Source organism: Streptomyces sp. NPDC057565, from assembly GCF_042801455.1.
Lineage (GTDB): Bacteria > Actinomycetota > Actinomycetes > Streptomycetales > Streptomycetaceae > Streptomyces > Streptomyces yanii.
Genome location: NZ_JBHVFU010000064.1, coordinates 22,596 through 43,560 on the forward strand (window position 1 = coordinate 22,596; position 20,965 = coordinate 43,560).

A 20,965-nucleotide genomic window follows, 5' to 3' on the forward strand; every position below is an offset into this window, starting at 1 on the left:
TGGGTAATCACCCTGGCCTTTTGGTGACCCTCCCCGGATCGCGATCCTCCTGTGCATGGCGAGCAACCAGCAGACCAGACCAGGCATCGGTGAACTGGCGAAGGACAGCGTCAGGGGACGTATCGGCGTCGTCATGGGTGAGATCGGCGGCCGTGTGCAGATAAGACCGATCGGTGGCGGCACGGAGTGGGATGCCATGCCGGACAACGTGGTGGCGCTGAGTGCGCGGGAGGAACTGAGCGCACGCCTGGCCATCAAGAACGGCAACAGTCGGGATGGGCTGTGATGCGCACCATCGGCCGGTTCGCGGGAGTCCTGTTCATCGTCGTGATCAGCCTGTCGTGCGGCCTGGTGATCTACATGGCTCTCGCCATGGGCCAGTAGACGGGCCGCCCCGAACGGGTGCCAGTTCCCCGGCTCCCCCGTCCCCGTTCGGGGCCGGCCATCCAACCCACGCACAGCTACACACAAGGAGTAGTCGTATGACGGCAACGGTGAACAATCAAAGGACCGGTCGCGCGGTGGCTGGCGAGGATCTGTTCGAAAGCCTCGCCCACTTCATGGTCGCCCACAACGGCCAGTCGCCCGAGCGTGCCGGGCAGATCGCAGACCAGGCGGTCGCCTTCGTGGTCACCGCAGCCACCGCCACCGACCCCATGGTTCCGTCGGACGACGTGGACCTCGGCCTGCACGCGCTCATCCTGCACACGAATCAGTACGCCGCACTGTGCGAGCGGTACGCGGGCCGCTTCCTGCACCACAACCCGATGCCGGGCGAAGGAGCCCGCGACCCGGAGAAGGTCGCCGCCTCGGCCCGCGCCATGAAGGCGGCCGGGTTCATGGTCTTCGACGATCTGTGGATTGTGGACGGCACGAACCTCGGGCAGTGCGACTCGGACTGCGGCCGACCGTGCGATCAGGCGTAGCACACGACAGCAGCGACGCGGCCGGCCTCGATTCGGGGTCGGCCGCGTTCGCCCGGAAGGAGAAGAGACGTTGTCTGGTTCACCCGCTGAACTGCCGATCGTGGTGCTCGACGTGCAAACGAACGATGCAACTCCTGATCAAGGAAGATGCATCGATGACGAGCGACGACGTGACCGAGCTCAAGGAAACCGAAGTGGCTGACCCGCAGCAGCCCGAGGCCGCGCATCAGCAGCTGGTCGACGAGCTGGTGAGCCGGGCCAAGAGTGAGGGCCTTCAGCTGACCGGTGAGGGCGGGCTGTTGCAACAGCTGACCAAGCGACTACCGGAGTCCGCGCTGGAAGGTGGGATCACCGATCACCTCGGCTACGACCGGAACGATCCGGTGGCCTCAAGAAGGCCGGGGCCGATCCAGCGCCCGAGCATGGCTCCAGCACGTGGACCGACCCTGCGGGTGCCGATAGATCATCCGACCAGGTCGCAAGCTCAGTCAGCCGATGGGCCGTTGCCCGTCATGGTGACTGCTCACATTTCAAGGAACGAGCCGAGTCCCACGGCAGGACGGAGTGGGACGCCGGCTCGGTATGACTGCTCCTCCTATTTGCGCCCGGAGGTGTTGATGCCATCCAGGGTGCTGCAGCCTCGCCAGACCGTGTTCGCGGGTCCGGGCGGGTTGAGGGTCACGTCACCGGCGTCATCGTGCTCCAGGAAGAACCGATAGTCCCGAAGGTCCTTGATCGCGGACAGTGCGCGGGTCCAGTCGATGTCGCCCTTCCCGACGTCAGCGAACCGGAACTTCTTGCCTCCCGCGCGGGTTCCCGCAGCCGCCGTGCGGTTGCCGTTCGGGTCCCACTTGATGTCCTTGATGTGGAACCCAATGAAACGCTCCCCGTGCTCCTTGATCCACCAGTACGGGTCCTCACCGGCGACCGAGACCCAACCCAGGTCGACCTCGAACTTGACGTACCGGGGGTCAGTGTGCTCGAGCAAGGTGTTGTAGATCGGGACGCCGTTCTCAAGCGCGAACTCGCGGTCGTGGTTGTGAAAGAAGAAGCCGCCGAAGCCCTGCGAAACGGCGTGCTCGCCACACTCGTTGAACTTCTCTGCCATGGCCTTCATGCCCTCACTGGTGCCCCCATCGGGGAAGCCGAGGGAGCTACCAGTCCCGACATATGGGAACTTACCCAGCGTCTGGGCGTCCTCGAAGATCTGCATCCTGCCTTCGTAGGTCATCCACGGGTTCGGAAGGTTGAGTCCGCGCGGGCCGAAGTGGTTACTCACGATGCGAAGCCCGTGCGACTGGACGATGGACTTGAGCTGGGCCGTCGTCTTCGCGTAGTAATCGCCGGCGAGCTCAAGCTCCCGCACACCAGCGTCGTGAACCGCCTCCAGAGAGATCTCGAGGTTCTTGTAGTCGCTGCCGATCAACTGGCGGACGGTGAAGATCTGCAAGCCGATGCGGTCGGCCGGAATCACGTTCGGTCCGCCGCTGGGCTGACCCTGCGGCAAGGATGCAAGGGCGGAGGCTGGGCTCGCATTGGCGGCGAGCGCCCCGGTGGCCAAAACGCCGGCGCCGGCGCCGAGCATGGCGCGGCGACTTAGCTTGTTTTCCACGGGCTCTCCTTCTGTATTCGCGCGGTCCTACGGTCGGCGCTTTACAGCGCTGCGGTGCCGACCATAGGGCGACGCCAGAACTTATGACAAGAGTCCGACAGAAGTCTCAGATCAGAGTGCACAAGTTGTCGGCTTGCGGGCAGATGAGCAGCATCGACGCGAGACTGATCTCGGTGTTCGGCCCAGCCGTCGAGCTGAAGTGGAGGGCCCGACGGCTCGCCCGGACGATGGGCTCGGCCCGGAACCAGAGGCCCCAGGATGCCAATGACCTGGCCGGGGGCCGCCGACGCCTCGCGGATGCCGGCGCCGACTTCGCCGAGGACGGTGCCGCCGGCGCCTCGATCACTCCTGTTTGACCTTCAAGCAGAGTTGCTTCTGAGACACCGCAATCGCCTCTTGGTGTCGTCGTGTGCTTCACTTCGACCATGCCCCAGTCCGCATCTGCGCCACGTGCGCCCGTTCATCGCGGCGCGGCGGCTACGGGCGGGGTCACTGGACCAGGCTCCGGGGCTCCCGGCGCCGGGGAACTACTCCAACTACTTCGCGACGGGCGGCCGCGGACCCGTGCTGAGCTGGCCAGACTCACCGGGCTAGCCCGGTCCACCGTCAACATCCGGGTCGACGCCCTACTCGCCAGCGGTCTGCTTGCGCCCTCAGGCAGGGCGGCCTCAACTGGCGGCCGCCCTCCGACCAGGTTCGTCTTTAACCCGCAGGCTCGAGTCGTCGTCGGCGCCGACCTCGGGGCGACCCACGCCAATGTCGCGCTCACCGATCTCACCGGCCAACCCCTGTCCGAGGTCGCCGAGCGCGTCGACATCTCGGCAGGGCCGATCACGGTCCTCGACTGGGTCGTTGCGACGATACGACGGCTGCTCGACGAGGCGGACAAGGACGTCGAGGACCTCGTCGGCATCGGGATCGGCCTGCCGGGCCCGGTCGAGCATTCGAGCGGCAGGCCGATGCGCCCGCCCATCATGCCGGGGTGGGACGGCTATGACGTGCCCGGACACGTGCGGCACCACTGGGACGTCCCGGTCCACGTCGACAACGACGTCAACCTTATGGCCCTCGGCGAGCACGTGATGGCCCACCCGGAAGTCGATCACCTCCTGTTCGTCAAAGTCGCCACCGGGATCGGCGCCGGGATCATCAGTGGTCGTCGCCTGCTCCGAGGCGCGGTCGGGGCCGCCGGCGACCTCGGCCACGTGGCGGTCCCCCACGCCTCCGACGTCCTGTGCACGTGCGGCAACACTGGCTGCCTCGAGGCCGTCGCGAGCGGCCACGCGATCATCAAACACCTCACCGCAGCCGGGGTGCCTGCCATGACGAACAGGGATGTCGTCGCGCTCGTCTGCAACGGCAACACCCCTGCCACACAAGCGGTTCATCAGGCAGGACGCACAATCGGCGAAATCCTCGCGACGTGCGTGAGCCTGCTCAACCCCGAGCTCGTCGTCATCGGCGGTTCACTCGCCCAGGCCGGCGAGAGTCTCATCGCCGGGGTGCGGGAGGTCGTCTACGGCCGCTCGCTCCCTCTCGCCACCGCCCACCTGCAGATCGTGCCGGCAACGACGGGCATCCAAGTCGGCGTCATCGGCGCGGCAACGATGGCTATCCAGCACGCCCTCGCCGCCGATCGTGTCGACGAGGTAATCGCCAGCGCATCATCGCCTCCGATCACAGTCGGCGGATAAACCCACTGTGGGACCTGTGAGTTGCGCTTTCAAGCGCTCGAACCCCCGTCGTGTTGACGGCGAGGCCTGCACCACGCAAGCCACGGTGATCCCTGTCGACACCTACCAGCCGTCAACTCGCCGCCCCCGCGTTGACGCGGGTCTGTCCAGCCTGTCCCGCTCGGAAATACGATTCGTATCGAGGCGATTCCTTGAATCGGCGTCGAGCTTCGCCCATGCCCGCCGGTCTGTTGAACGACCACCGTCCGAGGCATTCACCCCTTTAGGCTAATGAACATCGCGGCGCCCGCCATACGTTCCTACGGTCAGAAAGACGGGGTGCGGTCATCTGTTCGGGAGACCCCCGTAGACCGCGCCTGAGGGAGGCAATCATGCTCCGAATACCCACTGTCGCCGTCGCAGGGTGCGTTGTGCTGGGATTGTCGGCCCCCGCTGCGATGGCCACCGGCGACGCCGATCTCATCGCCGCCGTCAACCCCGAGACCGCAAAGCCCGGCGAAACCGTCATTCTGACCCTGCGTAACTGCGAGGACCCTAGCGGGGGCGGGCTTGCCGAGGGCGCGCTCATCGGCGGCGAGACCACGGCGAGATCACCCATCGGGATTACGCCTCTCGAGCTCGACGCCACTGGAGAGTACCCTCCCGGAACGCTCGTCGGCATAGCCACCATCACCGAAGATGCCAAGCGCGGAACCACAGAGCGCATCTACTTCGCCTGCTACTCGAACCAGAAAAAAGTCGTCGAGGCCACCGTCACCATCGCGCCCTAAGGGCTGTCCCGTAATCCCTGGCGGGCGCACGACGACAGCCACGGCACCTCGCTGTGTTGTCGGAACGCCCGAATACGCCCAGTATGAGGACGCTCCTCCGCCTTGCGATGCACCGCATCCGACGCCGCGCGCTGATCCACCGGGGATTACGGGACAGCCCTTAGCTGGTGCGCATCTCGCGAATTGAATCCTGGTGATCACGACCCACTTCGCGAGCCCGTTGATCAATCGCAGGGCTTTGACCAGCGCAGACGTCTGGGAGGCGTGTCGAGCCCTGCTTGCGAAGACACCCTGACACGATCAAGGAAGTGACGTTGACGATTGGGACGGCTTTGCTGCGGTCACTATCACTTGTCAAGTCATGATATTTCGTGGCGTGACACACGCATCTCAGTGTGGGCATTTTCGGGGCAGAACCGCTGTGGGTAGCGCTACGGCTCCCCACCGACTCACCCGTCGCTGGGGAAACGCGGAATCCCCACGTAGAAAGAAGGGTTCCATGAATACAAAGAAGGGTTCCGTGAATCCATGGCAGCGCTGCCTCGTGCTAACGGCTGCCTCGACGGCCGTGGCCGCAGGCAGTGCATTGCTACCGGCAAGTGCGGCCTCGGCAATATCAATGCCACATGGTGCCGTGCAGACGCTGAGCAGCCCCGCTGTCCAATCCGACAGGGCCAACGTCGACTGGAACAACCGCATCTACCGGCTGACCTGTGACGACATCGTCAGCACGGCAGTTCCGGTGACGGTGCGCAACGGTAGGGGGACCGCGGGAGGCGGCGCTATCGGGGGCTATGACCGTTGGGACGTGCGGATTCAGCAGATCGCGCAGGGGACACTGCCACGCCTCGGCAATGTGGCCGCCGTGCTGTTCTCGTGCAGTCCGCAGCCGAGCAACTTCTATGTCGAGGAACTGCGCATCTACCGCGCGACTGACGGCCGGGAGGTCGGTCGCACACCAACATTCCAGGTTGCCGGGCTGTCACCCAAGTACCAACCGAATACCGTGAGGTTCAGCAACGGACACCTTCTCGCAGATGTCAAGTTCTACGGGCCGGGCGATAGCCACGCCAGCGGCCCGTCGATACTCCGTCACGTCACGTGGGGCTGGAACGGCCGCGAATTCGTCAAGCAGTCCGAGGTCGAAGCTTAGAACTCCTGACGAAATGCCCTGGTCGGAGCAGACCTGTGCTTCCTGCATGATGGCTTGGGAAGATCTTCTTGAGGAGCGCGCGTGGCCGAGGGTAAAGCCGTGGAGCTGCTTCATCTGTCCGACCATGAGAACAGTGTCGTGATCAGAGTGCTGGGTCGGCGTGGGCCGGACGGGCTCGACGCCGAGGTCGTCGTCGCGAGCAGCTTCTGCAACGGCCGGCTCGGTCTCTACCTCTCGTAGCCCATCGAGGGGGCCGCCGACCAGCTCGACGTATTCGTGGCCGGGCCGAGGTCCGGGGCAGGGACGTCGCGATCCGCGCCATGTACCCGGCCCGCATCAGCCCGTCCATGCGGGCAGGATCGCACCGACCACTGTCAAAAGGTGCGGCTACGGGGCAACTTCGTACGTCACGACCGTGTCCGAGCAGCCCTCGGACAGCTTCTTCAGGGCGGCCCGCTCCTTGTCGTCCGCGGTCGGCTTCCACCTGAGCTTCGTGGCGGTCCAGTGGGCCAGGTAGGTGCACCGTGCGGACTCCGCCGACGGTTCTGGTGCTGCGGGTGCCGAGGGGGTCGTATCCGAAGCTGCTGTTCTGTCCGGCCTTGGCCAGGCCCGTGAGCTGGCCGCGTGCGTTCCAGGTGTAGTCGCGTATGCCGTCGGTCGTAAGTTGGCCGTCAGCGTCGTAGGTGAAGGAGCGGCCACTGTAGGTGGTGATGCGGTTGTCCTTGCCGAAGACCGTACCGTCCTCGGCGGCCGGCAGCGCAACATTCGCGAGGGAGCCGTTCAGGCCGGTCTGCAGGCCACGTTCGTCGCGGGTGTAGTTGAGGTCGCCGATGCTGCTGGCGCCCTGGGCGTAGGTGATGGCCTTGCATGACACAGCGACTGGTACTTCAGTGCAGGTCGGGAACTTCAAGAGCCGTATCGTCCAGGCCGAAAGTAGTTGGTCGCAAGCTGGTGCAGGAACCATAGGAAGAGCGGCGGACATCTCCTAAGCGATCAAGCTTGAGGAGACTGTGCAGTGCGGATCTACATCAGTGTGGATATGGAAGGCATCACCGGGCTCGTGGACGCCGATGATGTCCAGCCCGGCGGCCGGGACTACGAGCGTGGACGGCTGATGATGGCGGAGGACGTCAACGCCGCCGTCCGTGGCGCCGTCGCAGCCGGTGCCACAGAAATCACCGTCAACGATGCACACGGCCCGATGCGCAACATCCTGCCCGAGTCGCTGCACCCGGCAGCCCGCCTCATCCGCGGCAAACCCAAGCAGATGCTCATGCTCGAAGGCCTCACCCCCGAGCACGACGCCGTGATCTGCGTCGGCTACCACTCGCGGGCCGGGGCGCTCGGCGTACTGAGTCACAGCTTCATGGGGCACGAAATCGAAGACATGTGGCTGGACGGCCGGCCCGTGGGCGAAATCGGCCTGGCCCACGCCACCGCGGCCGCCATCGGCGTTCCGGTGGCGGTCCTCACCGGTGACGACTGCGCATGCGCAGAAATGACGGAATGGGACGCCTCGGTGACGACCGTGGCCGTGAAGTACGCGCGGGACCGATTCGCGGCAGATCTACGACCAGCGGAAGAAGCACGTGCGGCAATCGAGAAAGCGGTCGCTGCCAGTCTCTCCACAGTGCCGAAGGCGTCAGAAGTTCCTGCGGACCTGTCCGTCCTCACAGTCCGCTGGCAGTCCGCTTCCGTCGCCTCGACGCTCCTGGGCATTCCAGGGGTCACCTTGGCAGACACGCGGACCGTCCAGGCGCAGGGCACCCTACCCAGCCTTTATCGGCTGTTCGGCGTGTGGACGCGAGTGGCTGCCTCTCTGACCAACCAGCCACCATATTGCTGACCGTCGCGACAACGGCTGGGCGGTCATCGGGTCTCGCCCCACGGTGGCAGCATGGGCAAAGACAGGGCCGCCCGTCTCGGTCTACACACAGAGGCCTGTGGCTTCAGCCAAGGTGGTCGGACCGGTGGCGGACGGCGGTCTCGATGAGTGGGGCTGCCCTGTGTGCGGCGTGCGCGATGAGGATCAGTCTGACGTGGCGGGCTGCGGTTCGTAGAAGGTGCCGCCACGAAGCAGGGCGGAGAGGACGCTGGACCGGCGTCTGGCAACGTCGACGCGGATCAGGACTTGGGCGTGGAGCTTGTCCTGGGCGACCGTCTTGTCGTGGAAGGCCGGGGGACGTTGGGCCGCCGGGGCAGCGAACGCGGAGTGGAAGCAGGGCTGATGGGCCCCTTGATGCCTCCTCGCGACGGTTGTCCGCCGTGGCTTGAAGGCCTGGCACTGCGGAACGCCGCGGCGAGGGCCGAGTACGGCGGGAGGTGGCCCTCACCGAGAAGCTACGGCTGCCGCCGACTCTGGTCTCGCCGACACGCTGCCCGCCGATCCGGTGGTGATCAGCACCCGGACCGTCAGCGACCGCCACGCGATGCGATGCGGCTTGCGGCCAGGCTGTCCCCCGGTACGTCTGCCAGTTGAGCCTGCACTCGACAGCCCGGACCCATAGGTATCGATCGCTCGCCGGTTCATGAACAAGATCCTGGCAGTCCGGTCGGGACGGGTCCTGCGGCATGATCAGGTCATGACCGAGATCGTGTTGATGTCGGACCCGCAGGTGGTCGCCATACCCGTCACCGAATGCGGTGAGCCCCCTCGTGGACGTCTGTCGCAATGATTCGCTGATGGTGGATACCCGCAAGCAGGACCCGGCGAACGCCTTCGCATACCTGCGGGAAGGCGTCCTGGAACGACTGGTCGAAGCCCAGGAACTACTCCCGCAAGGTTTGCGGCTGCTGTTCGTCGAGGGATTCCGGCCTGCCTCCCTCCAGCGGGAGTACTTCGAGGAGTACGCCGGCCAGCTGCGCGCCGCCCAACCCGACTGGTCCGCCGAGCAGGCCCACTCGGCGGCGAGCCGCTACGTGTCACCGCCCGACATCGCCCCGCACAGCGTCGGCGTGGCCGTCGACCTCACGCTGGCCGACGCCGACGGGCGCGAGCTGGACCTGGGCGCGCGGATGAACGCGGACCCTGAGGAGAGCGCGGGCGCCTGCTACACCGATGCCCCCGGCATCAGCGAGGAGGCCCGTGCCAACCGCGGGCTCCTGGGCTCCGTGCTCACGGCGGCGGGGCTGGTGAACTACCTCACGGAATGGTGGCACTGGTCCTACGGGAACCGCTACTGGGCCTTGAACACGGGAGCAGTCGCGGCCCTCTACGGCCCGAAGGAGATCGGCTCACACGGTTGGCCCCAAGGGCCGTCTTGACGATCTTTCTTCGAACTGACGCAACCGGCACCCCGCCGAAGCGCGTCGGCAGTGGGAGAAGTTCACAAGACGTTGCCCGTCGTGGCCGTGCGAAATCGAACCGCGCGGCCCGGGAGGACCAGGAGCCGTTCCATGTCGGACAAGATCACGCTGCGCCCTGTCACCGCCGACGACCTCGACGTGTGGGAGCAGGAGTTCACCGGGCCGGAGGGCTGGGGCGTCCATCAGTGGTTCGGTTACCAGTCGACGGCCGACCTGCGCCGCCGCTTCGCGGAGAACGGCCTCCTCGGCCCCGACGGCGGGCTGTTCTCCGTCGTCGAGGGTGACGTGACGGTGGGCCGGGTCAAGTGGTTTCCCGGTACCTGGGGGCCCGCCGACCTGACCAACTGGAGCCTTGCCATCGGCCTGGTGCCCTCCGCCCGCGGCCGGGGCATAGGCACCCGGGCCCAGCGGCTCCTGACGGACTACCTGTTCGAGCACACCAGGGCCAATCGGATCCAGGCGTGGACGGACGTGGCCAACCTCGCGGAGCAGCGGGCCCTTGAGAAGGCCGGCTTCGTCAGGGAAGGCGTCCTGCGCTCCGCTGTATGGCGAGGCGGACAGTGGAACGACTCGGTGATCTACTCCATGCTCCGCGCGGAGCGGCCCGGCGATGCGGAGATCTGAGAGCGGAACGCCGAACGTCCGACGGGGCCCTGCGCCGCCCCTGAGGACGGAAGCGCCGGCGGCGGCGGAACAACCGATGCGGGCTGACGGGTCCCCTCCGTGAAGAACCCGTACACCGAGCCGCGATTGCATGACCGACAAGACCTTGTCCGACGATGATTGGGAACCACACCAGCGTGAATCAAGACCGAGTGCTCGAAGCCTTCCGCCAGGAAGCCGGGGCCCTGACCGATGCCGTGTCAGGACTGTCCCCGGCCGAGTGGAACCTTCCGACACGCTGCACTCCCTGGAGCGTGCTCGACCTGCTCGGGCACGTATGCGTCGTGATCGAATGGCTACCGAACATGCTGAACGCACCGGCACCCGATAAGCCAGAGATCTCGGCAGCGGAGTACTACCGCCCGGACGACCGCTTCTCGCCCCGGACCAACGACAGTCGGATCACACTGGCCAAGGACCGTGCGGCACGGTCGGCCGACGGCGCCGCCTTCGCCGGGGACTTCGCCGCGACCTGGCAGCGGGTCGACCAGTTGTGCCGGGTCCAGCAGGCCGGCCGGACCGTACGAACGCGTCATGGCGACGCCATGCTCCTGTCGGAGTTCCTCCTCACCCGCGTGGTGGAGGTCGCCGTCCACGGTCTCGACCTGGCCGACGCACTCGGTCGCAAGCCCTGGCTGACCTCGCCCGCCGCCGACGCCGTGACGGAATTGCTCCTCGGCACGGAACACACTGCGGCCACCGACGAGCTGGGGTGGAGCCGGACGCGCTTCCTGCGCAAGGCCACCGGCCGGGAGCCGCTGGACGCGGAGGAGGCCGAGCAGATCGAACGGCTCGGCCTCCGATGGCTCGCCCTGGGCTGAGGGCGTGCAGATCTTTAACCCGTGGCTTCCGGTGCGGTGGGTCGTTGGTCTGGTATGGGTAGACCGGAAGTGCAACGGGTCGTTCTGGCAGCGAAGTTCGGGACGATCCTTCCGCATCTGGACGAGTGGCAGCGGCGTCTGCTGATGGGGCGGAGGCCCGATCGCTCGGAGCAGTACGCCGTCGGCCTGCTCTGGTCGGCCGAACCGATGCCCGGCTGGGACAGCGAGAAGCAGCCGTACACCAGCTTCCGCTCCGGCAAGGCCGACAGCCCCGGCTACACGCAGGAGCAGGCCGCACAAGTGCGCCGGTTCCAGGCAGAACTGCTCCGGCTGAGCACCGAAGTGGCGACGCACCCGCACCGCCGGCCCCCGCAACACCCGAACCGACACCACCGTCAACGCCAGCCGGTTCTCTTGCAGTGGCAGAATGCCTGATCACGGACGAGCACGCGGGAGATCCCATGAACGATCAAGGCACCCCTGGCTCGGCAGAAGGCTTCAGCGTCTTCGCTGTCGACGCCAACTGGCCGGAATCACGGCAGGTCACGGGTCACGGCTACAACCGAGCCACCGGCGACATCCATGTGTACCTGTGGTTCGGCTCTCCGTACTTCGACCCCCAGGTCGAGCACGTCACGGTCTTCAGCGCCTCCTCCGGCAATGCAGAGGCCAGCGAGGCCCTGGAAGGGGCTTTCGAGATCTACTACCACCCCGGCGAGGAACCCCCGGCCGGCCTGCCGGCCTCCGAACCCGTCACCATCACCACAGACGGGAAACCCATGACGTTCGAACTCTGGCGCAACAGCAGCAACCGCTACTGGGTCGCACGGGGATGCGTCGAGGGCACTGAAGTGGTCCTGTCCGGCTCCGAGATTGAACCCAGCGAGCTCAGCCTGGTCCGCGTGAGCGACCTGACCTCGTTCTCGAACCCATTCGCGTCTCTCGGGTAACTGCACTACACGGCGGCCCTCAGCACACTGTACGGGAAATGATCTCCGCCGATACGGGCAGCGATCTCCAACCCAGCTCAGCCACACCGGTCAGAGCTATTCGTCAAACCCGTCGGGCAATGGCTGACCAGCCTCAGGAGGCCCGGCGGGCTCGGCAAAAACCCGGAACGGGCGCAACGGCGGGCCGAACAGCTCACCGCCATCGACCCCGACTTGAACCCCTGCACACTCGGCTGGACCGTCGACTGGCAACGCCACCACACAGGCCTTCGTGCACTCCTGAACGCCGGGGCGAGCCTGGACGAGGTCATGCCCGGCGTCACCTGGCGCGGAGACGACATCGGACGCTGGCTCACCCGGCAGATCCGAGACTGGGCACAGCCCAACGAGGAAGAGAGGAAGAACAGCGGCGGCTGGTCGAGGTGGGCGTGAAACCGGCTGCACGGCCCCAGAAGACGGCTGCACTTGGAGGCCCACTGGGGCCGGGAAGGGCTCCGACGCCTTCACGCGGGGCGTAGCAGCCCTCCAGCAGTACACCCAGCGGGAGGGAAAGACCGTCGTCGGAAGGCGGCACGTGGAAGGGCTCCCGGACGGCACCTCCGTACGCGCGTTGGTGCTCGCTTCGGGACTCTGGTTGTGCTGTGCGCGTTTCGTGCTGTACACGGACAGATCGGGGCGGCGGGTCAGAAGCTGCTGCCGCTGTCGGTCGTCTGAGGCTTCGGCCCGGCGGGCGTGCGATAGGTTGCCCGCCATGACTGAGCTTGGACCCGTCGCCTGGCCACCTGCCCCGATAAGGACCGAGCGGCTCGTGCTCCGCGAGTCCGAGGCCCGGGACCGTGCAGCGTTCATCGAGCTGTTCGCCTCGCCAGAGGTGGGCGCCTACATCGGTGGCGCTCGACCGCGTGATGAGCTCGAGCGCGCGGTGCCTGAGGTGCCAGGGCGGCGCCCCGGCCTTTTCGTGATCGATCTCGACGGAGCGATGATCGGCATGATCACGCTCGATCGGCGCGACGCAGAGCGTCCGGGTCACGTCCGTCCGAATGCCGGGGAGGCCGAACTCGGCTACATGTTCCTGCCGGAGGCGTGGGGATGCGGGTACGCCACCGAGGCATGCGCGGCGGCACTCGACTGGTTCACCGACGCGCTTCCCGGCGAGCCGGTGGTGCTCAGCACCCAGACCGCCAACGACCGCGCGATGCGCCTCGCGGCGAAGCTGGGGTTCACCGAGGTGGAGCGGTTCGAGGAGTACGGCGCCGAGCAGTGGTTCGGCGTGTGGTCCTCGGTCACGTCGTCCGGTTGAGCTCGTGCTCGACAGGGTGGCGGCGTAGAACGCCCGTCGCGGTTCGTCGACCTCATCGCGGTGCGCCCGACCTCTTAACGACGAGCTCGACCTGCCCTGGGACCCACCTCGATCAGACTCATCCGCCGGGAGGTTGAAACTCTCGCGCACGCGCAGCCCCACATCGCGCGACTGACGTGGAAGATAACCGCGGGCTCTGCAGTAGCCGCAGCCTGCCACCGCACGGTTGCGCTGCATCGCAGCTTGAGGAGGGGGCGGGATGGACGGTCTGGGATGGGAGCAGTGGGCTGCACTGGGGATCGCTCCTGCTGAGCTACCCGATGACTGGGGGTGGAAGCTGACTCGGCCTTCGGGCCGCGGGTTCGGGGACGATGCCGTCGATTACGCTGCCGTCCTGCGCGATGGGCATACGGTTGTCGTGGAGGAGTCGCCGGGGGTCGCGCTACGCCGCCGTAAGCGGCCGTGGCACCGAGCAGCACCCTACGCTTCAGGGCGTCCTACCTGCCGTTCACGGCGGAGACCCCCTTCGGATTGTGGATCTTCAATCTCGTGCCGGTGACGACGAAGATCACGCGGGTCGTACCTGGAGCCAGATAGTATGGTTCCGGGTGCTGGCATGGTGGGCCCTGGGACCGCAAGGTCGTGAAATTGCAGCGTTGGTGCTCCGTCTCGAACAGGCCGCAGCCGACCCCCGGAACCGTCGATCCCCTGGCGCCGACGGCTGTTCGGAACTGCCCGCACTGCGATCAGCCCGTCACGATCGTCGCCCTGCTCGCGACGCCGGAAGCCGCCCGCCCCACCATCACCAACCGTGTCTCCGAGGTCGCCCCGCTATGGCGACTTCAATGAGATTCTGCTGACCGGGCCCGCCGACCGTCAGGCCAGCGAGCGCAACTGGTCCAGTTCGCTGCCGATCGCTTCCCGCAGCACATCATGCTGCGGACCGAGCCTGAACTGCTCGTCGCTCCACCGTTCACGCGGATAGAGCCACACCGGAGCACCCACCACATCGGCCGGCTCCCACTCGAACCGCGGCCACACATGCGCATGCAGGAACGGGTCCGTGTTCCCCAGGATCTCCAGATTCACCCGTCGGAAAGCCGGGTCCAGCCGCCGACAGGCCCGCTCAACCGCTTCACCGAGCTGGTCCATGTCGGACAGGAACGACAGCCGCTTCGCCTTCGGCAGGTCGGACAGCCGCTGCACATCCGGTTCATCCACGAGAAGAACCGAGTACCCCGGCAGGAACTGAACGTCCCCGATCACTGCGAACCCCGACGTCAACCGCCGCAAGACGGTGGGGTTCTCACCCCGCAGAGCAGTCCCGATCCGGTCCATCCGCCAATCACTAGTCATGGCCAGAACCTACATGCCGGTGATCAAGGACCGCTCTTCGCTCCTCATCCTCCTCACATAGCTCAAGGGCCAAGCAAGTGGGGCGAGGAGCGGCCCCGGCGTTTTCAATTCAAAGATCCCCATCATCAGGACACTGACGGACTGGCTGACGCTCTCAGCGGTACGGGTACGGACGCTCATCACGGGGCCCTCTCTCGGGGTGAATGTTCTCGACATAACGGGGGTGCCACTCCCCCGCCGCCGGGGGGTCGGAGCAGCCGGGCTGCTCCGACCGTGGATTGATGGGGTGTCAGACGAGGTCGGCTACCAGTGCGGTCGCATTGTTCGCGCGGCTGGACGCGTGCTCGATGGCGGCGGCCGTGAGCGAGCGTGCGGCACACTGCGGGCTGCCGGTCAGGTACGCGGCCCGCCGCTACGACCGCGACCGGACACGGCCGGAAGAAGGCCCGGGTTCTGACTGTCACCGGTTTGGGCCTGGACTTTCCCCACGTCGTGCAGGCCGCCCGCATCCTCCAGCGCCGTGCCGATGCCGCTGGCGGGAAGTGCACCCGCGAGACCGTCTACGTGATCACCAACCTGACCTCGGCACAGGCCTCACCCCAGCGAATCGCCTACGTCGCCAGGTCGCAATAGATCATTACAAACCGGCCCCACTTCATCTGTGACACTACCTTCGCCGAGGAGACGCCCCCAACATTTTTAAGCGCTATCCGTGTTCCGGGATCGCACATGGAATTGAACGATTCATTCGCCTCGCGCGAGTTCTCGTCCAAGCTGTACGGGTGTCTCATTTGGCATGTCCCAGTGTTGGGTTCATTTCCCCTGTTGAGAAGCGCGTCAGACTATGGCCTCAGACGCTGCTGTCGTTCCGATCTTGAGTTGTGTGCGTCGAACGGGCGTCTCGATCGGGTGATCGCCGTCAGCTGTGGGCATGAGAACAGGGCCTCTTGGTAGCTCGGGGTTGCGAAGCCAACGAGACCCAGGAGACCCTGTTGCCGCAGTTGTACGCGTTCGCACTGATGGAGTTCAACTGCGTTGCCCCGTCGTGCGATTGTGTCGCCCACCGGTTCGGAAACGCGGCCGATCACCCGGAGCGTGTTGGGCGGTATCCGTCGGACATGACGGATACGGAGTGGGATCAGGCCCGGCCGCTGCTGCCGGTGGCTGGCTGGCTGGCTGCGGGGCCGAGGCGGGCAGCCGCGCACAACCAAACGCTTCGCCGTGGACCGCAGTGCCTCCACCTTCGACGGCACTGCGTCCATGCCGAACAAGCCGGCCATCTCCCGGCAGCTCAAGGGGCCTTGGCCGAGACGGTGCCGGTCCGCGAGAGCGGTGAGGATGCGCTGGTAGTCCAGCGACAGCACCGAGAAGGTCAGCCCCTCGCTCCACATAGGCACCCGCGACTTCGCCTTCGCGGCCGTTGCTCCGGAAGGCGCCGGCACGGCCGGAGCATGGCCTTGCCCGGTCTCGACCGTGGGAGCCATGACCTCGCCGACCCGTGAGCGGGCCACCGTCCACTCCTTCCATTCCTGCTCGGCCACGATCAACTCGGCCTGAATACGGTCGGCCTCCTCCCGCAACTCATCCACACGACGGCGAGCAGCAAGTTCACGCTGTTCCAGCAGCCCCACGACCGACGGCATCCACGACCCCCACAGAAGCGGTGACACGACAGTCCACCACTCCCACGGAACCGCACTCCCTACCCCTGACCAGCAGAAACGCGGCCCTCAAACACAGAAAGACAACAGCGTCTCACTCGCATACCGAACCCAGTCCGCCTCACCGGAGCCGACGTGCTCCTTGCCGAGACGGCGGATCAGCTCAGTCCACACGGCCCTGCTCCACTCCGTGAAGCGCCGATGCACTATGGGGGCCGATGGACCAAAGCATGGGGGAAGCCGGCGTCAGCTGCTGCCCGACGTTGCGATGAACACGATTGCCTCGAGCACCTCATGGTCCCCGAAACGCTGACGCCCGCCCCCCTGTCCGCGCGGGTGCGCCCGGAACCACTGCCTGGAACGCGCCCCACAGGCGGTCGGGGACCAGGCACCCAAGGATCGCCACGCACACACTCTACTGGCCAAATGAGGCGTCTCCACCCGTCAGAACCGACCCGGTTTTCTCTGATTGAACGCTTGATTGAACGCATTCCCATGGTTACGGTCAGGCCTGCATTGAAACGTCTCAGGCGATGAGGAGCCGTGCTCCGCGTGCTCGTCGAGTGAGGTCGTGGACGACGTTCATGCGCCTTTCTGCGTGCAGATTTTCACGCGGAGGGGCAGCTGTTGACGTGCCTCGCCCCTGACGCCATTTCGTGCTTTCCGTACGCCTTACGAAGGGATTTCACGTGACGACTGGAAGTCCACTCAGCCGCAGGCAGATTGTGGGTGTGGGAGGGGCACTGGCCGCCGGAATGGTCCTGCCCCTGGCGACCCCGCAGCCCGCTTCAGCCAAGGGCCAGGGGAAGGACGGCGCCGACGGCTCCGTAGCCTCGTCGAAGCCGCAGGTGCTCCAGGTGAACTCGATGACCGAGCCGCTGGGCACCCAGACATCGCCGCGGTTCAGTTGGCAGCCTGCCGCAGCCCTGCAGACGGCCTACCAGGTGCAGGTAGGAACCAGCGCCGGCCGGAGCGACTTGTGGTCGTCGGGGAAGGTCAAGAACTCCAACAGTACCGAGGTCGTCTACAACGGCAAGGCACTGACATCGCAGAGTGACTACTACTGGCGCGTACGCACCTGGGACGAGAACGGGAAGGCGTCTCCCTGGAGTGAGACGACACTCTGGGAGACCGGGCTGTTCACCGAGAAGGACTGGAGCGAAGCCAAGTGGATCGGCGGCCGCGCGGAGCAGGACCATGACTGGACGGACTTCACCGAGACGGTGGTCTTCCGCGGCGGGTCCGCCCCGGCAACGGGCCTGATCCTGCTCTTCCGGGCCGAGCCCATCGGCAAGACCTGGGGCGAGGCTCTGTCTTGGACCATACGCAAGAACGACACCGCCTTCGAACTCGTCATGGCCGCCAAGCACTACGCCGGCAACACCTGGATCGACGACGGGACGACCGAGCCCGACTGGGGCGTCAACCACTACGACCCCCAGAGCGAGACCAACCCCACCGCCACGGGCACCAGGAGCGTGAGCATCGCGACCGTCACGTTGCCCGACAGCGTTGGCCTGACCTCGTCGACCTGGGACTCCCAGGACCACACAGTGGTCATCTCCGTCAACGGCCTGACCGTGACCACCACCATCAATGGTGTCGAGGTCGACACCCGGACCCTTGAGGGCGACCAAATCCGGCGGCACGGAACCATCGGCTTCGGGGCGAACACCTCGGCCACCGTGCGCAGCGTGAAGGTCAAGGGGAGCGGAGCTCGCGACTTCTCGGCCGATCTGCGGGAGGGAGCCAACCCCTTCGAGAGCGGCATCGGCACCGTCGATGGCCTGACGTTCGTCAGCAAGAACGCGATGCTGCCGATCGCCAATCCCTCGGCGCTCCTGCGCAAGTCGGTCGTTCTTCCTGGAGGCCGTATCTCTTCGGCCCGCCTCTATATCAGCGGCGCGGGGTGCTTCACCTTCACCGTGAACGACCAGTCCCTGACAGTTGATGGGAAGAAGCCGACCGAGAACGGGAGCAACATCCCCCGCCTGTTGAGCGACCACAGCACCTACGACCGCACCGTCCTCTACGACACGTTCGACGTCACGAACGCCCTGCGCGCCGGGAGGGAGAACGTCCTCGCCGCCGAGCTCGGACGCGGATGGTACGGCGTGACCACTCCGTGCGAGTGGTTCTGGAACCTCGCCCCCTACGTCGGCGCGCCTCGGCTGCGGGCCAAGCTGGTCGTGACCTACGAGGACCGCTCACCCGTGACCGTGACCACCGGGTCGTCCTGGCAAGCGGCAGACGGCCCAACGCTGTTCGATTCGGTCTACAGCGGTGAGAAGTATGACGCTCGGCGGGCGGCCGAACTCGGTGACTGGCGCTCGGTCGGCTACCGGCAGCGCAACGGCTGGGAGACAGCCACCGTGATGATCCCTCCGGGGAGCTGCTCGGGCCCCTCTCCCAAGTACCACGGCATGCTTCCCGCCACCAAGGTTCCCGACGGGTTCACGGCGGCCACCGTCCGGGCCCATGAGGCGGAGCCCGTCCTTGTGAACCAGACCCTGCAGGCCAAGGCGATCAACGAGACCTCGTCTGGTTCCGGTGTGTGGGTCGTGGACTTCGGTCAGATCGTGACCGGCTTCGTTGTCGCCGACTTCGCTGCCCTGTCCCGCTCCGTCGAGGGAATCACCATCCGCATGCGTGGCGCAAACAGCGTCACCGGCTCCGGCACCGCGGCCTCGCCCTACGTGGTCGCTGAGGAGAACTACTTCCACGACGCCAACCTGCAGACGAACTACTACACCTTCAGCAGCGCCTCGAAGCAACGCTGGGAACCGCAGTTCGGGCACTTCGGATTCCGTTACCTCGAAGTCCGCAACATCGAGGCGGTCCTCGGTCGCGGCCTGAGCCTCCCGCGTGACAAGGCGCTGTTCACCGTCAATGTGGCCCGCTCCGGATTCACCCGCACCGGCACGTTCACGACCGGCAATGCGCTGATCAACCGGATCCAGAGCAACCTGGAGTGGGCTGAGCAGAACAACCTCGTCCAGAAGCCGACCGACACCCCCTCACGGGAGAAGAACGGCTGGACCGGCGACACCATGGCCAGCTCGGAGTCGCAGTCGCTCACCTGGGACGTCAACGCGGCCTTCACCAAGTATTTGCGCAGCTTCCCCGACGGTCAGATCTCCACCGGGCAGCTCCCCATGATCCTGCCGGCGGCCAAGGGCGGCTACGGCTACGACCAGACGCCCGGCTGGAACGCGACCTGGAAGGCCGTCCCGGCCTGGGACTCGGCGTACTTCGTCATCCCCTGGGAGCTGCAGAAGTACTACGGCAACAGCGTCCTGTTCGAGGAGCTCTACGACCACCAGGACTCGCTTCTGGCCACCTACGAGAAGCTCTTCACCGCGGACAACAGCTACAAGTTCAACGCGGCGCTGGGCGCGTACTCCGGAGCCGAGAGCGGCGGCAGCAATGCCGTCATCAGCTTGGCCTTCTACATCCACTTCTGCGACTACATGGTCGAAGTCGGCACCCTTCTGGGCCGGAACAAGCGGGCTTCCTACTACAAGGGCCTCGCCAAGACCCTGCGCAAGGCGTTCATCATCAACTACTGGAACATCGCCAGCGGTTCCTTCGACCAGGGCAGTCTCTCCAGCGAGAATGCCATGGCCGTCGCCTTCGACCTCGTTCCCGGCTCCGACCTGCCCTCCGACGACCCCCGGTACCTCGCCGGCGGCAAGACCGTCGCCGAGAACAAGGCAGCCCTCGCCAAGTTCTGCGCGGACCGCATAGTCAACGCGAATTACCACATCCAGAGCGACATGTACGGGTCGCGCTACGAGTTCAACATCCTGTCGGACTACGGCTATACCGACATCCTGCTCAAGGCGGTGACGGCCGCCACGTCGCCGTCGTACGCCAACCAGATCGCCCAGGGGGCCACCTCCCTGTGGGAGAGCTGGTCCAGCGGCTCGCTCAACCACCACTACCGCAGTCTGGTCTCTACCTGGTTCTACCAGAGCCTGGCTGGTATCCGGCCGACGAGCATCGCCTACGAGACCCTGCGAATCCGGCCCTACATCCCGTCGGTCTCCGTCAACAGCAAGGTTCCCACCTCTACCTCCGACACGGACCTGAACCCCGCGTCACTGGATCACGTCGCGGCATCGATCAATACGGTCCGCGGTAAGGTCACATCGAATTGGTCGCGTCGCACAGACGGCCGGGTCACGCTGAAGGTGACCATCCCCGCGAACACCAATGCCGAGCTGTGGGTGCCAACTCAGGGCAAGTCCGTCGAGGCGCCCCAGAGAGTCAAGTTCCTTCGCACCGAGACCGCTGGTGGAGCCTCCTACCAGGTCTACACCGCGACTGCGGGCACATACACGTTCAACGCCTAGGTCTCATCGGGCCCGGGCCGCATCACGCGCCCGGTTTTCATCCCGTAGGACTACGGCTAACTGGCTGTTCTCTATCCGCTCGCGTGGTCGGTCCGCTTCGAACAGGGCCCTGGATCGGGTGAGTTGTCGGGTGGGGAGGCATGATGGAAGGGCCTCTTGGTAGCTCGCGGTTGTTGCTCCAGCGAGTGACAAGAGGCCCTGGTGTCGAAGTGTTGCGTGGTGGTGGTCGGGGAGTCCAGCCGGGCTACCCGTCGGTGTGACTGTCTCGCTCACCGGTTCGGGAACGCGGGCGAACGGCCCGACTGAAGTTTCCCCGTGATCTTGGACACTCGTCGGTTATGCCGCGAGGGCGTGTTGATGCCGCTGCCTGGTCTCGGCTGGGGTGAGGTAGCCGAAGG

At 65.9% G+C, this 20,965-nt stretch carries 17 protein-coding genes and 2 pseudogenes; 16 read left to right on the top strand and 3 right to left on the bottom strand.

The genetic code is table 11. From position 1 onward, the window contains the following. Positions 1 to 55 precede the first annotated feature (55 nt). Positions 56 to 286 carry a hypothetical protein gene (locus ACFU8W_RS44410; RefSeq protein WP_384050610.1) on the top strand — a complete coding sequence of 77 codons (231 nt, stop codon included), beginning with the start codon at positions 56 to 58 and terminating at the stop codon, positions 284 to 286. A 196-nt stretch (positions 287 to 482) separates the two neighbouring features. Then, a complete protein-coding gene (locus ACFU8W_RS44415; protein ID WP_384050613.1) occupies positions 483 to 926 on the top strand; it encodes a hypothetical protein in 444 nt (147 codons plus the stop codon). Between the two features lie 595 nt (positions 927 to 1,521). Here ACFU8W_RS44415 and ACFU8W_RS44420 read toward each other — a convergent pair. After that, positions 1,522 to 2,538 carry a sugar phosphate isomerase/epimerase family protein gene (locus ACFU8W_RS44420; protein WP_384050616.1) on the bottom strand — a complete coding sequence of 339 codons (1,017 nt, stop codon included), beginning with the start codon at positions 2,536 to 2,538 and terminating at the stop codon, positions 1,522 to 1,524. Between the two features lie 143 nt (positions 2,539 to 2,681). On the opposite strand from ACFU8W_RS44420, the gene ACFU8W_RS44425 reads away from it, so the two are divergent. The 13 genes and pseudogenes from ACFU8W_RS44425 (at position 2,682) to ACFU8W_RS44485 (ending at position 13,195) form a co-directional block, all read left to right on the top strand. Next, the gene (locus ACFU8W_RS44425) at positions 2,682 to 2,894 is read left to right on the top strand and encodes a hypothetical protein (protein WP_384050618.1); all 213 of its coding nucleotides are present in this window, start codon (positions 2,682 to 2,684) and stop codon (positions 2,892 to 2,894) included. Between the two features lie 69 nt (positions 2,895 to 2,963). After that, positions 2,964 to 4,232, top strand: a complete 1,269-nt coding sequence (locus tag ACFU8W_RS44430) for an ROK family protein (protein ID WP_384050621.1) — start codon at positions 2,964 to 2,966, stop codon at positions 4,230 to 4,232. A gap of 371 nt (positions 4,233 to 4,603) precedes the next feature. Continuing rightward, the gene (locus tag ACFU8W_RS44435; protein WP_384050622.1) at positions 4,604 to 5,002 is read left to right on the top strand and encodes a hypothetical protein; all 399 of its coding nucleotides are present in this window, start codon (positions 4,604 to 4,606) and stop codon (positions 5,000 to 5,002) included. Positions 5,003 to 5,501: 499 nt separating this feature from the next. Beyond that, positions 5,502 to 6,155 (top strand): hypothetical protein, encoded by a 654-nt coding sequence (locus tag ACFU8W_RS44440; RefSeq protein WP_384050625.1) that lies wholly within the window; start codon positions 5,502 to 5,504, stop codon positions 6,153 to 6,155. Between the two features lie 147 nt (positions 6,156 to 6,302). Further along, on the top strand, positions 6,303 to 6,395 hold the full coding sequence (locus tag ACFU8W_RS44445; RefSeq protein WP_384050654.1) for a hypothetical protein: 93 nt from the start codon (positions 6,303 to 6,305) through the stop codon (positions 6,393 to 6,395). Between the two features lie 775 nt (positions 6,396 to 7,170). Further along, complete coding sequence (locus ACFU8W_RS44450; RefSeq protein WP_384050627.1) at positions 7,171 to 8,001, top strand: M55 family metallopeptidase; 831 nt, start codon at positions 7,171 to 7,173, stop codon at positions 7,999 to 8,001. Positions 8,002 to 8,737: 736 nt separating this feature from the next. Then, positions 8,738 to 9,419 (top strand): annotated as a pseudogene (locus tag ACFU8W_RS44455) (M15 family metallopeptidase). A 132-nt stretch (positions 9,420 to 9,551) separates the two neighbouring features. After that, positions 9,552 to 10,085 carry a GNAT family protein gene (locus tag ACFU8W_RS44460; protein WP_345516207.1) on the top strand — a complete coding sequence of 178 codons (534 nt, stop codon included), beginning with the start codon at positions 9,552 to 9,554 and terminating at the stop codon, positions 10,083 to 10,085. 176 nt (positions 10,086 to 10,261) lie between these two features. Next, positions 10,262 to 10,945 (top strand): maleylpyruvate isomerase family mycothiol-dependent enzyme, encoded by a 684-nt coding sequence (locus tag ACFU8W_RS44465; protein ID WP_384050631.1) that lies wholly within the window; start codon positions 10,262 to 10,264, stop codon positions 10,943 to 10,945. A 69-nt stretch (positions 10,946 to 11,014) separates the two neighbouring features. Further along, complete coding sequence (locus ACFU8W_RS44470) at positions 11,015 to 11,380, top strand: hypothetical protein (RefSeq protein ID WP_384050633.1); 366 nt, start codon at positions 11,015 to 11,017, stop codon at positions 11,378 to 11,380. A 26-nt stretch (positions 11,381 to 11,406) separates the two neighbouring features. Continuing rightward, the gene (locus tag ACFU8W_RS44475; protein WP_384050636.1) at positions 11,407 to 11,895 is read left to right on the top strand and encodes a hypothetical protein; all 489 of its coding nucleotides are present in this window, start codon (positions 11,407 to 11,409) and stop codon (positions 11,893 to 11,895) included. A gap of 213 nt (positions 11,896 to 12,108) precedes the next feature. Beyond that, complete coding sequence (locus ACFU8W_RS44480; protein ID WP_384050639.1) at positions 12,109 to 12,327, top strand: hypothetical protein; 219 nt, start codon at positions 12,109 to 12,111, stop codon at positions 12,325 to 12,327. Between the two features lie 319 nt (positions 12,328 to 12,646). Beyond that, complete coding sequence (locus tag ACFU8W_RS44485) at positions 12,647 to 13,195, top strand: GNAT family N-acetyltransferase (RefSeq protein ID WP_384050642.1); 549 nt, start codon at positions 12,647 to 12,649, stop codon at positions 13,193 to 13,195. Between the two features lie 876 nt (positions 13,196 to 14,071). Here ACFU8W_RS44485 and ACFU8W_RS44490 read toward each other — a convergent pair. Further along, entirely contained in the window at positions 14,072 to 14,551 is a 480-nt protein-coding gene (locus ACFU8W_RS44490) for an HIT family protein (protein ID WP_384050645.1), read from the bottom strand. 1,181 nt (positions 14,552 to 15,732) lie between these two features. Continuing rightward, positions 15,733 to 16,194: pseudogene (locus ACFU8W_RS44495) on the bottom strand (hypothetical protein); the annotation flags it as partial. Positions 16,195 to 16,943: 749 nt separating this feature from the next. Here ACFU8W_RS44495 and ACFU8W_RS44500 point away from each other — a divergent pair. After that, the gene (locus ACFU8W_RS44500; RefSeq protein WP_384050648.1) at positions 16,944 to 20,567 is read left to right on the top strand and encodes a family 78 glycoside hydrolase catalytic domain; all 3,624 of its coding nucleotides are present in this window, start codon (positions 16,944 to 16,946) and stop codon (positions 20,565 to 20,567) included. Positions 20,568 to 20,965: the final 398 nt, after the last annotated feature.

Excerpts from the sequence above, each read along its gene's own strand:
- ACFU8W_RS44490 (WP_384050645.1), bottom strand. The coding sequence starts at position 14,551 with ATGACTAGTGATTGGCGGATGGACCGGATCGGGACTGCTCTGCGGGGT.
- ACFU8W_RS44410 (WP_384050610.1), top strand. The coding sequence starts at position 56 with ATGGCGAGCAACCAGCAGACCAGACCAGGCATCGGTGAACTGGCGAAG.
- ACFU8W_RS44430 (WP_384050621.1), top strand. The coding sequence starts at position 2,964 with ATGCCCCAGTCCGCATCTGCGCCACGTGCGCCCGTTCATCGCGGCGCG.
- ACFU8W_RS44475 (WP_384050636.1), top strand. The coding sequence starts at position 11,407 with ATGAACGATCAAGGCACCCCTGGCTCGGCAGAAGGCTTCAGCGTCTTC.
- ACFU8W_RS44485 (WP_384050642.1), top strand. The coding sequence starts at position 12,647 with ATGACTGAGCTTGGACCCGTCGCCTGGCCACCTGCCCCGATAAGGACC.
- ACFU8W_RS44460 (WP_345516207.1), top strand. The coding sequence starts at position 9,552 with ATGTCGGACAAGATCACGCTGCGCCCTGTCACCGCCGACGACCTCGAC.
- ACFU8W_RS44425 (WP_384050618.1), top strand. The coding sequence starts at position 2,682 with ATGAGCAGCATCGACGCGAGACTGATCTCGGTGTTCGGCCCAGCCGTC.
- ACFU8W_RS44440 (WP_384050625.1), top strand. The coding sequence starts at position 5,502 with ATGAATACAAAGAAGGGTTCCGTGAATCCATGGCAGCGCTGCCTCGTG.
- ACFU8W_RS44435 (WP_384050622.1), top strand. The coding sequence starts at position 4,604 with ATGCTCCGAATACCCACTGTCGCCGTCGCAGGGTGCGTTGTGCTGGGA.
- ACFU8W_RS44415 (WP_384050613.1), top strand. The coding sequence starts at position 483 with ATGACGGCAACGGTGAACAATCAAAGGACCGGTCGCGCGGTGGCTGGC.